The organism is Psychrobacter sp. 1Y4 (genome assembly GCF_051847555.1).
This window is the reverse complement of the sequence record NZ_JBPYDE010000919.1, coordinates 1-572: the sequence shown is the minus strand read 5'-3', so window position 1 is coordinate 572 and position 572 is coordinate 1. Positions and strand designations below refer to the sequence as shown.

The 572-nt window shown below is 43.5% G+C and carries 1 protein-coding gene and 1 pseudogene; one reads left to right on the top strand and one right to left on the bottom strand.

The annotated features are described in order from the left end of the window. A pseudogene (locus ACS8FC_RS19600) lies at window positions 1–238 on the top strand (ribonuclease Z); the annotation flags it as partial. A gap of 42 nt (window positions 239–280) precedes the next feature. On the opposite strand, the gene ACS8FC_RS19595 reads toward ACS8FC_RS19600, so the two are convergent. After that, the coding region (locus ACS8FC_RS19595) for a DUF815 domain-containing protein (RefSeq protein ID WP_439298016.1) at window positions 281–572 on the bottom strand (292 nt) is incomplete at its 5' end.

The following is a 572-nucleotide window of genomic DNA, read 5'->3' as shown; positions in this document are numbered from 1 at the left end:
AAACATCATTTTGACCCACTTTAGCGCTCGTTATCAGAGCTTTGATAATCCAGATAGCGAAACGCCAAATATGGCCTATATCCGCTTAGATGCACAAAGTGTTTATCAAGGCAATCTATGGCTGGCAGAAGATTTTGCTCAATATAGCGTCAATGGGGCTACCGATTTGGCAGATAATCAAGAGGGCCGTCAAAAGGAGAGTCGCGTGCAGTATGTAGGCTCTGCACGCAGCAATTAGGCATGACTGTAAAAAGATAGTTTCAAAGATATGGCTTAGCGGCTATGATTTACGGTCTTCAATAGCCAATTGTGTTTTGCCGCTCCAATAACGACTGAATTGATAAGCAACCCGTCCTGAGCGTCCACCGCGTTCAGATGCCCAGCGCAAGGCATCCATTCTGATTTTGTCAGGTAGATTTTCACCATCCACATCCATTTCAATATCAGTATCAATGCGAGCTGAAATTTTCTGTTGCTCTAAGCGCAGATAATGCTGCACAATCTGTAAGTAAGTCTGCTGATCCATAGGATGAAAGGTCAATGATAAGCCAAATCGATCTGATAATGACACG